Origin of the sequence: Rhizobium bangladeshense (assembly GCF_001662075.1) — a bacterium.
GTDB classification, from domain to species: domain Bacteria; phylum Pseudomonadota; class Alphaproteobacteria; order Rhizobiales; family Rhizobiaceae; genus Rhizobium; species Rhizobium bangladeshense_B.
This window is the reverse complement of sequence record NZ_LYPL01000033.1, coordinates 1-9595: the sequence shown is the minus strand read 5'-3', so window position 1 is coordinate 9595 and position 9595 is coordinate 1. Positions and strand designations below refer to the sequence as shown.

Below are 9595 nucleotides of genomic sequence, written 5' to 3'. Positions count from 1 at the left end.
CTTCAACAGATCCCACTGATCGTCCCGGAGAACTTCACCTTCCATCGCTGACCTCCAAAAGTCAGCGTTGAATCTGATTTGCTCCTCAAACGGAATCCCAATTCGTTAATTTGTCACCACAGCCTAGGCTGGCCCTGCCCATCACGACCTTTTCCACAGCCTGTTTTTGTTAAGCTTTCGTTATCCCTGTTTTTCACAGGAACGCAGCGATACAAACCTGCCGTAACATAACGCACAAACCATCCGTTGACGCGAATTCGGATTCGCGTACTATATCTAGTGTTCAAGGTTCCTTCGATTCGTCAGGATCGCGGGCTAAGACAGGAATGCGGTGCGTTTCGCCATGACGGCGAAACAAAGCCGGAGCTGCCCCCGCAACTGTAAGCGGCGAGCAACTGTCCGATTTCAGGTCACTGAGGCATGATGCCTCGGGAAGGCTAGGGGCAGGGTGCTTCGACCCGCAAGCCAGGAGACCTGCCTTGAACTAGATGTCCACGGGCGGGGTGTCCGGAAGGTCGCGTGCATGAAGCGGAGTGATCCGCGCCTGCTGCGCTGCCCCGAACGTCCGCATGAGCACTTCGGGGTTGAAGTCATGTCGAGAATATCAAGGCCGCCGCCCGCTCAAATCCCGAAAGGGATCATATTGGGCGTTTAAAGCGCCGACTTTGCCAGATCACGATCAAACGTTGCCCGGACGCCGCAAGGCGCCCGATCCCAGTATTGCGTCCCGAATTCTTTGACATCACGAGGAAGATGATGAGCGTTACCGTCTATAGCAAACCCGCCTGCGTCCAATGCACCGCCACCTACCGCGCCCTCGACCGTCTGGGTGTCGATTATAACATCGTCGATATCTCTGAGGATGCCGAAGCACTCGATCGCGTCCGCAGCCTCGGCTACATGCAGGCGCCCGTCGTCATCGCCGGCGAGCGGCATTGGGCTGGTTTCCGTCCCGATATGATCAGCGCGCTCTCCTGACCGGGGAAAGGCGATGGGGCTGATCGTCTATTATTCCAGCCGATCGGAGAACACCCATCGATTCGTCGCCAGGCTCGGGTTGCGCGCGGCGCGCATTCCCGCAAGCGGCGCAGACGCGTTCCATATCCGCGAGCCCTTCGTGCTCGTCGTGCCGACCTATAGCGGCGACGGCGGCAAGGGGGCGGTTCCGAAGCAGGTGATCCGCTTCCTCAACGATGCGGAGAACCGAGGACACATCCGCGGCGTGATTGCCGCGGGCAACAGCAATTTCGGCGAGACATACGGGCTTGCCGGCGACGTGATCTCGCGCAGATGCCGGGTGCCTTACCTCTACAGGTTCGAGCTCATCGGCACGGAGGAGGACGTCGTCAAGGTCAGATACGGATTGGAACGATTTTGGACACGGGAACAACTCTGACGCGGGATGCGGGCGCAAAACCGCATAATAGTTTTGCTCATCCGGGCGGCGAACGCCCTTTGAAAGCGGCGGAAACGCTCGACTATCACGCGCTTAACGCGATGCTGAACCTTTATGACGACGAGGGGAAGATCCAGCTCGACAAGGACCGCATGGCGGCAAAGCAGTATTTCCTGCAGCATGTGAACCAGAACACGGTGTTCTTTCACAATCTGAGGGAAAAGCTCGATTACCTCGTGACCGAGGGCTATTACGAGCAGGAGGTTCTCGACCAGTATTCCTTCAATTTCGTCCGCGATCTGTTCGACCAGGCCTATGCGAGGAAATTCCGTTTTCCGACCTTTCTTGGCGCCTTCAAATATTACACCAGCTATACGCTGAAGACCTTCGACGGAAAGCGCTATCTCGAGCGCTACGAGGACCGCATCTGCATGGTGGCGCTGACCCTGGCGCGCGGCGACGAGGCGCTTGCCCGCGACATCGTCGACGAAACCATTTCCGGCCGTTTCCAGCCGGCGACGCCGACCTTCCTCAACGCCGGCAAGAAGCAACGCGGCGAACTCGTTTCCTGCTTCCTGCTGCGGGTCGAGGACAATATGGAATCGATCGGCCGGTCGATCAATTCGGCGCTGCAATTGTCGAAGCGCGGCGGCGGCGTGGCGCTGTCGCTGTCGAACATCCGTGAGGCCGGCGCGCCGATCAAGCAGATCGAGAACCAGTCGTCGGGCATCATTCCGGTCATGAAGCTGCTCGAAGACAGTTTCTCCTATGCCAACCAGCTCGGCGCGCGCCAGGGAGCAGGAGCGGTCTATCTCAATGCTCATCACCCTGACATCATGCGGTTTCTCGACACCAAGCGCGAAAATGCCGACGAGAAGATCCGCATCAAGACGCTGTCGCTCGGTGTCGTCGTGTCCGACATCACCTTCGGGCTCGCGAAAAATAATGAGGATATGTATCTGTTCTCGCCTTACGACGTTGAACGCGTCTACGGCGTGCCTTTCACCGAGATTTCGGTGACGGAAAAGTACCGGGAGATGGTGGCGGATGCGCGCATCTCGAAGAAGAAGATCAAGGCCCGCGAATTCTTCCAGGTGCTCGCCGAAATCCAGTTCGAGAGCGGTTATCCCTACATCATGTTCGAGGACACGGTGAACCGGGCGAACCCGATCGCCGGGCGTATTTCGATGAGCAATCTCTGCTCGGAGATCCTGCAGGTCAGCGAAGCGAGCGAATACAACGACGACCTCTCCTACGAGCATCTCGGCAAGGATATATCCTGCAATCTCGGCTCGCTGAACATTGCCGCAGCGATGGACTCCGACGATTTCGGCAAGACGATCGAGACGTCCATCCGGGCGCTGACGGCCGTCTCCGACATGAGCCAAATCGCCTCCGTCCCTTCGATCGAGAAGGGCAACGATGAAAGCCATGCGATCGGGCTCGGCCAGATGAACCTGCATGGCTATCTCGCCCGCGAACGCATCTTCTACGGGTCGGAGGAAGGCGTCGATTTCACCAATATCTATTTCTATGCGGTGACCTATCACGCGATCCGCGCCTCGAACCTGCTGGCGGTCGAACGCGGCACAAGCTTCAAGGGCTTCGAAAATTCGAAATATGCCTCGGGCGACTATTTCGACAAGTATACTGAGCAGGAATGGAAGCCGGCGACCGAGAAGGTGCAGGCGCTGTTCGACAAATCAGGAATCCATATTCCGACGCAGGACGATTGGGTGGCGCTGAAGACGGCGGTGATGACCTCCGGTCTCTATAACCAGAACCTGCAGGCGGTGCCGCCGACGGGGTCGATCTCCTATATCAACCATTCGACCTCCTCGATCCATCCGATCGTCTCGAAGATCGAGATCCGCAAGGAAGGCAAGATCGGCCGCGTCTATTATCCGGCGCCGTTCATGACCAACGACAATCTCGACTATTATCAGGATGCCTACGAGATCGGCGCGGAGAAGATCATCGATACCTATGCGGCGGCGACCCAACATGTCGATCAGGGTCTGTCGCTGACCCTGTTCTTCCGCGACACGGCGACGACGCGCGATATCAACAAGGCGCAGATTTACGCCTGGAAGAAGGGCATCAAGACGATCTACTACATCCGCCTTCGCCAGATGGCGCTGTCCGGCACCGAGGTGCAGGGCTGCGTGTCTTGTACGCTGTGAGTTGAATTCGGCCGTGAGCCTTTGAGCGAATGGCCCCCTCATCCGCCTGCCGGCACCGGCCGGGGTCGAGCCACGGGTCTCGACCCGTCCTTCGGACCCCCGATGGGGAGAAGGCATTCGCGGCGGACCCGTCCCCTCTCCCCTCGGGGAGAGGGCAGGGTGAGGGGGCTCCGAGCGCCATCAGATCTATTGGAAGGACATAATCACCATGAACATCGCGCTAAAGCCAATCAGCCGCGTGCGCGCCATCAACTGGAACCGCATCGAGGACGACAAGGATCTCGAAGTCTGGACCCGGCTGACCGGCAATTTCTGGCTGCCGGAAAAGGTGCCGCTGTCCAATGACATTCCCTCTTGGGCGGCGTTGACGGCGGCCGAGCAGCAGCTGACCATCCGCGTCTTCACCGGCTTGACGTTGCTCGACACGATCCAGAACGGCGTTGGCTCCATCAGGCTGATGGAGGATGCGGTAACGCCGCATGAGGAAGCGGTGCTTTCCAATATCTCCTTCATGGAGGCGGTGCATGCTCGCTCCTATTCTTCGATCTTCTCGACGCTGTGCTCGACGCCCGATGTCGACGATGCCTATCGCTGGTCGGAGGAGAATGAATTCCTTCAACGCAAATCGGCACTGATCATGGAGCAGTATGGTGCCGGCGATGCCTTGAAGAAGAAGGTTGCCAGCGTCTTCCTGGAAAGCTTCCTGTTCTATTCCGGCTTCTATCTGCCGATGTACTGGTCGAGCCGGGCCAAGCTGACCAACACGGCCGACATGATCCGGCTGATCATCCGTGACGAGGCGGTGCACGGCTATTATATCGGCTACAAGTTCCAGCGCGGGCTGGAGCGGCTTTCCGAGGAGCGAAGGCGGGAGATCAAGGATTTCGCCTTCGAGCTGCTGCTCGAACTCTACGACAACGAGGCCAGATATACCGAGGCGCTCTATGACGGCGTCGGACTGACCGAAGACGTCAAGAAATTCCTGCATTACAACGCCAACAAGGCGCTGATGAACCTCGGCTACGAGGCGCTTTTCCCGGTCGAGGCCTGCAAGGTCAATCCGGCGATCCTGTCGGCGCTGTCGCCGAATGCCGATGAGAACCACGACTTCTTCTCGGGCTCCGGCTCCTCCTACGTGATCGGCAAGGCGGTGGCGACCGAAGACGAGGATTGGGATTTCTGAGGTTTAATCGCAGCCTCCCCTTATCATTTGCTTCCCTATCGCCCACATTCAGCGGAAGCTAAATTCGGTAATCGCCGATGACGTGGCATGGCGGGAGTTTCTGATGTCGTCATTTTTGAACAGGGCCGGGACTATCGTTGAAGCGGACGAGGGCGTCTGGCCGATCCGCCGGAGACGGATTCTCGACTGGCTGGTGAATGAGACACGCGGCGAGCGCTTCATCGACAACATCCTGGTCGAGATGTGCCAAAAGCTGCTGGCGGCGGGCGTGCCGGTAGCGCGGGCGACATTGCATTTCAGGACGAACCATCCCCAATGGATTGGCGCGCGTATCCTCTGGAAGGAGGGATTTGCGGAGGCGAAGATCAATACGTTCGCCCATGGCGTCGAGAACACGCCTGAGTTTCAGCACAGCCCGATCAACGCGATCCATACCGGCGTGCCGGAGGTGCGTAAACGCTTGGAGGATCCAGTCGCTGCCGACGATTATCCGCTCTATCAGGAGCTACGGGATGACGGTTTGACCGAATATATCGCTTGGCCGGTCGAACATACTTTCGGCAAACGGCACGTCGCGACATTTTCCACCAGCCGGCCCGGCGGCTTTACGAGCGAAGATGTCGATTTCCTGCGCGATCTCCTGCCGGCGCTGACCCTCATCAGCGAAATCAGGCTGAAGAACATCATGGCGCGCACGCTGCTGCAGACCTATGTCGGGCCGCACGCGAGCGAACATATCCTGTCGGGAGCGACGACCCGCGGCAGCGGTGCCACCGTCGGCGCGGCAATCATGATCTGCGATCTGCGCGACTTTACGGCGATCTCCGATCTCTGGCCGCGCGACGATGTCATCCATTTGCTCAATGATTATTTCGACGCGATGTCGGATCCGATCGAGCGCTATGGCGGGGAGATCCTGAAGTTCATGGGCGACGGATTGCTGGCCATCTTCCCGTTAAGCAAGGAAACGGCCTGCACCGATCTGCTGCAGGCGATTCGCGAAGGCCAGGCGTCGATGGCCGAGCTGAACGAGCAGCACGCACGGATCGGCCGCGAACCGTTGCGTTATGGCGTCGGCGTGCATGTCGGCGACGTGATGTACGGCAATATCGGTTCGCGTCGGCGACTGGATTTCACCGTCATCGGCCCGGCGGTGAATATCGCCTCGCGGTTGGAAAGCCTGACCAAGGAGGTCAAGCGTCCGGTGCTCCTGTCGCGGGCCTTCGTCGAAATGGCTGGCTGCGCGAAAGACATGGACAGTCTCGGCACCGTCCCGCTGCGCGGGCTCGGCGAGCCGGTCGATGTCTTCGCTTTCCCGGAATGATAGGTTTCGGCAGAGGCGTTCACACCCCTCGTTTGTTTCCCCACAGCAGCACGTGCAGCTGCGGCAGCACGCGCGGAGCAAACCATCCGTCGGCCATCACCTTCGCGACGAGCCAATGCATCCGATCCATGACGCCGTCGATATCGATGCGGGCGTCGTCGTCATCGGGCGGCGGCGGCGTATGGTTGCCCGGCTGAAGGAACAAGGGAACATAGGGATAGCGCCGACCCGCCTCTCGGGCGAAGGCGTAATCGTCATCGTCGAAGACGACTATTTTCAAGGCGATTTCCGGGCCACCGGCGGCGAGCCGGAGGCAGCTGTCGACCTGATCCCAATCCGTCAGCATTCCGCTCGACGGCGGCTTGGGGCTCAAGACCAGGACGTCGAGATCGCGAAACCAGTCCCGGGCGATACTCCCCTGCGTTTCCAGCGCGAAGCGGTATCCTTGAGAATGGCCGAATTCGATCAGCGGCCCCAGCGGCTGGATCGCCGGATTGCCTCCGGAAAGGGAAACCGTCATCGGCCGGCCTGCCGAGAGCTTCGTGACCTCTTGCCAGATCGCCTCAGTGGACATGGGAATCCACTGATCTCGGAAGGCGCTGTCGACGGCGTGGAGGCTGTCGCACCAGGAGCAGCGATAGTCACAGCCGCCTGTCCGGACGAACACCGTCGGCAACCCGATCAAGGCGCCTTCGCCCTGAATGGTCGGGCCGAAGATCTCACTGACGCGAATGGTCTCTCCGCTCATGGACGGAACTCCGCCCAGGTCTTCGGCGTCTCGCTGACGCGGACGGACGATGTCTCTGGGAAGCGCTGCTTGCACCAGTCGTAAAAGTGCCTTGCCAGGAACTCGGACGTGACTTTCGAATGACCGAAGACCTCGTTCAGGTGACGATGATCGAGAGCTTCGTCGATGTAGCGCTTGAGCGGCGACAGGTCGTGATAGTCGCGAACGAAGCCGTCGTCATTCAGGCTTTCGGCGGAGAGTTCGACGACCACGATGTAGTTATGGCCATGGAGCCTGGCGCATTGATGGTCGGCCGGCAGATGATCCAGCTGGTGCGAGGCGGAGAGGTGAAATTCCTTGGTGATGCGGTACATCAACGCACCTCCGCCGCGGAATATTGCGACACCGCCGCTTTCCAGAAATCCCGGTCTTCATAATCGGTCGGATCGGAAATGCCGGCAAGATCGAAAGCCTCGCGGCGTTCGACGCAGGTTCCGCAGCGCCCGCAATGAAGCCTGCCGCCTTTGTAGCAGGACCAGGTTTCCGCAAATGGTGTGCCGTGCTTCGCGCCATCGGCCACAATCTCCGCCTTGGGAACATCGACATAGGGGGCGAGCAGTCTGACCTTGGCATAACCGTCCAGCGCTTCGTTCTGCATGCGCTGGAAGGCGTCGATGAAGGCCGGCCGGCAGTCGGGATAGATGAAGTGGTCGCCGCCATGCACGGCGACGGCAACGGCATCGGCCTTTTGCGCAGCGGCCAGGCCGAAGGCGATCGCCAGCATGATGGCATTACGGTTTGGCACCACGGTGGCCTTCATGGTCTCCTCGGCATAGTGCCCGTCCGGGACCTCGACATTATCGGTCAGCGCCGATCCGCTGAGATGGCCGCCGATGGCGGCGATATCGATGATATGATGAGGAACGGCGAGACGCGCGGCGCACCGGGCGGCGAAGTCGAGTTCCTTGCGGTGCCGCTGGCCGTAGTCGAAGGAGACGAGGCCGATAAGCTGTTGTTCCGCTGCCATCTTGTGTGCAAGCGAAACTGAGTCGAGTCCGCCAGAGCAGACGACGAGAGTCTTCATATTTTGGATTCCCTTGTTTTGACCGGGTGGGCTGCGACCGGATTACGGCGTCCTTCTACGGCAAATCACGCCCCAGGGAAATAGGCGGGGCCCTAATGATCGGAAAATTGATCCGCGGCCGATCCTCGTGGATGGCGTTGGCGACAATGCGCTATCGATTTACGTCGGCTGCGGATGAGATCGCACTCGCGGGCGACTGGAGACCGCTTCTGGCTCTCAAAGGCGTATAGGTGGACTGGTGAATAGAAGGGTTAATAAAGTAATTAATTCAATAGGATAATAGATAAGGCATATTTTTCTCGGGAGTCGAGAAAGGACTTGACGATCAGAGGCTTATAACGTTTTAAATTAGCAACCGTGCAGAGGAGCGCGGCCGAATGTTGACCGTCGCAACGCGGAAAGCATCGGGCGGCAGGGAGGGCCCGCCGCCGATTTTCAATGGGAGGAATTTCATGCGCAAGTTTTTGAGCTCGGCGGCTGTTGCCGTCGTGATGATGGCTGGCCTCGGCGCGGCGCAGGCCGCCGACGTCAAGGAAGTGCAGATGCTGCACTGGTGGACATCGGGCGGTGAGGCGGCGGCCTTGAACGTCTTGAAGGAGGATCTGTCGAAGGAAGGCTTTGCCTGGAAGGACGTCCCGGTTGCCGGCGGCGGCGGTGACGCGGCGATGACGGCACTGAAGGCGATGGTGGCGGCGGGGACTTATCCGACTGCCTCGCAGATGCTCGGTTATACCGTGCTCGATTATGCTGAGGCCGGTGTGATGGGCGATCTGACCGAGACGGCCAAGAAGGAAGGCTGGGACAAGTCGGTGCCGGCGGCGCTGCAGAAGTTCTCCGTCTATGACGGCAAATGGGTGGCAGCCCCGGTCAACGTCCACTCGGTCAACTGGCTGTGGATCAACAAGGCGGTGATGGACAAGATCGGCGGCACTGAGCCGAAGAGCTTCGACGACCTGATCGCCCTGCTCGACAAGGCGAAGGCGGCCGGCGTCATCCCCTTGGCGCTCGGCGGCCAGAACTGGCAGGAAGCGACGATGTTCGATTCCATCGTGCTGTCGACCGGCGGCCCGGAATTCTACAAGAAGGCGATGAACGACCTCGACGAGGAGTCTCTGAAGTCGGAGACGATGAAGAAGTCCTTCGACAACCTCGCCAAGATCGTCAAATATGTCGATCCGAACTTCTCCGGCCGCGACTGGAACCTGGCGACCGCCATGGTCATCAAGGGTGATGCGCTGGTGCAGGTGATGGGCGACTGGGCCAAGGGCGAGTTCGTCGCCGCCAAGAAGACCCCGGACACCGACTTCCTGTGCTACCGCTTCCCCGGCACCGACGGCAGCGTCATCTACAACTCCGACATGTTCGGCATGTTCAACGTTCCCGATGACCGCAAGGCGGCGCAGGTGGCATTGGCGACGGCGACGCTGTCGAAGAGCTTCCAGTCGGCCTTCAACGTCGTCAAGGGCTCGGTTCCGGCCCGCACCGACGTTCCCGACACCGACTTCGACGCCTGCGGCAAGAAGGGCATTGCCGATCTGAAGGCCGCCAATGAGGGCGGCACGCTGTTCGGCTCGCTGGCCCAGGGTTATGGCGCGCCGCCGGCGATCGCCAATGCCTATAAGGACGTCGTCTCGAAGTTCGTCCACGGCCAGATCAAGAGCTCCGACGAAGCCGTCACCCAGCTCGTCCAGGCGATCG

At 59.7% G+C, this 9595-nt stretch carries 9 protein-coding genes and 1 riboswitch; of the genes, 6 read left to right on the top strand and 3 right to left on the bottom strand.

Annotated features, from left to right (window positions below; genetic code table 11):
- Positions 1-269: 269 nt before the first annotated feature.
- Positions 270-496: riboswitch (cobalamin riboswitch) on the top strand.
- Between the two features lie 260 nt (positions 497-756).
- The 5 genes from nrdH to A7X77_RS30715 all read left to right on the top strand — a co-directional run bounded on the left by nrdH (position 757) and on the right by A7X77_RS30715 (position 6086).
- On the top strand, positions 757-978 hold the full coding sequence (gene nrdH, locus A7X77_RS30735) for a glutaredoxin-like protein NrdH (RefSeq protein ID WP_064686575.1): 222 nt from the start codon (positions 757-759) through the stop codon (positions 976-978).
- Between the two features lie 13 nt (positions 979-991).
- Positions 992-1396, top strand: a complete 405-nt coding sequence (nrdI, locus tag A7X77_RS30730; RefSeq protein WP_064686574.1) for a class Ib ribonucleoside-diphosphate reductase assembly flavoprotein NrdI — start codon at positions 992-994, stop codon at positions 1394-1396.
- Positions 1375-3579 (top strand): class 1b ribonucleoside-diphosphate reductase subunit alpha, encoded by a 2205-nt coding sequence (gene nrdE, locus A7X77_RS30725; RefSeq protein ID WP_064686573.1) that lies wholly within the window; start codon positions 1375-1377, stop codon positions 3577-3579. The genes nrdI and nrdE overlap by 22 nt, the downstream gene beginning before the upstream one ends.
- Before the next feature lie 208 nt (positions 3580-3787).
- A complete protein-coding gene (nrdF, locus tag A7X77_RS30720) occupies positions 3788-4762 on the top strand; it encodes a class 1b ribonucleoside-diphosphate reductase subunit beta (RefSeq protein ID WP_064686572.1) in 975 nt (324 codons plus the stop codon).
- 103 nt (positions 4763-4865) lie between these two features.
- The gene (locus tag A7X77_RS30715) at positions 4866-6086 is read left to right on the top strand and encodes an adenylate/guanylate cyclase domain-containing protein (RefSeq protein ID WP_064686571.1); all 1221 of its coding nucleotides are present in this window, start codon (positions 4866-4868) and stop codon (positions 6084-6086) included.
- 19 nt (positions 6087-6105) lie between these two features.
- Here A7X77_RS30715 and queE read toward each other — a convergent pair whose 3' ends face one another.
- From queE to queC, 3 genes are read right to left on the bottom strand one after another with little or no spacing between them, the layout of a single operon-like run.
- The gene (gene queE, locus A7X77_RS30710) at positions 6106-6834 is read right to left on the bottom strand and encodes a 7-carboxy-7-deazaguanine synthase QueE (RefSeq protein ID WP_064686570.1); all 729 of its coding nucleotides are present in this window, start codon (positions 6832-6834) and stop codon (positions 6106-6108) included.
- The gene (queD, locus tag A7X77_RS30705; RefSeq protein WP_064686569.1) at positions 6831-7187 is read right to left on the bottom strand and encodes a 6-carboxytetrahydropterin synthase QueD; all 357 of its coding nucleotides are present in this window, start codon (positions 7185-7187) and stop codon (positions 6831-6833) included. Before queD ends, queE begins: the two co-directional genes overlap by 4 nt.
- Positions 7187-7897 (bottom strand): 7-cyano-7-deazaguanine synthase QueC, encoded by a 711-nt coding sequence (gene queC / locus A7X77_RS30700; protein ID WP_064686568.1) that lies wholly within the window; start codon positions 7895-7897, stop codon positions 7187-7189. Before queC ends, queD begins: the two co-directional genes overlap by 1 nt.
- A 452-nt stretch (positions 7898-8349) precedes the next feature.
- Between queC and A7X77_RS30695 the strand changes: the two genes are divergently transcribed.
- On the top strand, positions 8350-9595 hold a 1246-nt coding region (locus tag A7X77_RS30695; RefSeq protein ID WP_064686576.1), incomplete at its 3' end, for an ABC transporter substrate-binding protein.

What these genes read in the sequence shown, in the direction of transcription:
- nrdI (WP_064686574.1), top strand. Translation starts at nt 992, where the DNA reads ATGGGGCTGATCGTCTATTATTCCAGCCGATCGGAGAACACCCATCGA.
- A7X77_RS30715 (WP_064686571.1), top strand. Translation starts at nt 4,866, where the DNA reads ATGTCGTCATTTTTGAACAGGGCCGGGACTATCGTTGAAGCGGACGAG.
- queD (WP_064686569.1), bottom strand. Translation starts at nt 7,187, where the DNA reads ATGTACCGCATCACCAAGGAATTTCACCTCTCCGCCTCGCACCAGCTG.
- nrdH (WP_064686575.1), top strand. Translation starts at nt 757, where the DNA reads ATGAGCGTTACCGTCTATAGCAAACCCGCCTGCGTCCAATGCACCGCC.
- queC (WP_064686568.1), bottom strand. Translation starts at nt 7,897, where the DNA reads ATGAAGACTCTCGTCGTCTGCTCTGGCGGACTCGACTCAGTTTCGCTT.
- nrdF (WP_064686572.1), top strand. Translation starts at nt 3,788, where the DNA reads ATGAACATCGCGCTAAAGCCAATCAGCCGCGTGCGCGCCATCAACTGG.
- queE (WP_064686570.1), bottom strand. Translation starts at nt 6,834, where the DNA reads ATGAGCGGAGAGACCATTCGCGTCAGTGAGATCTTCGGCCCGACCATT.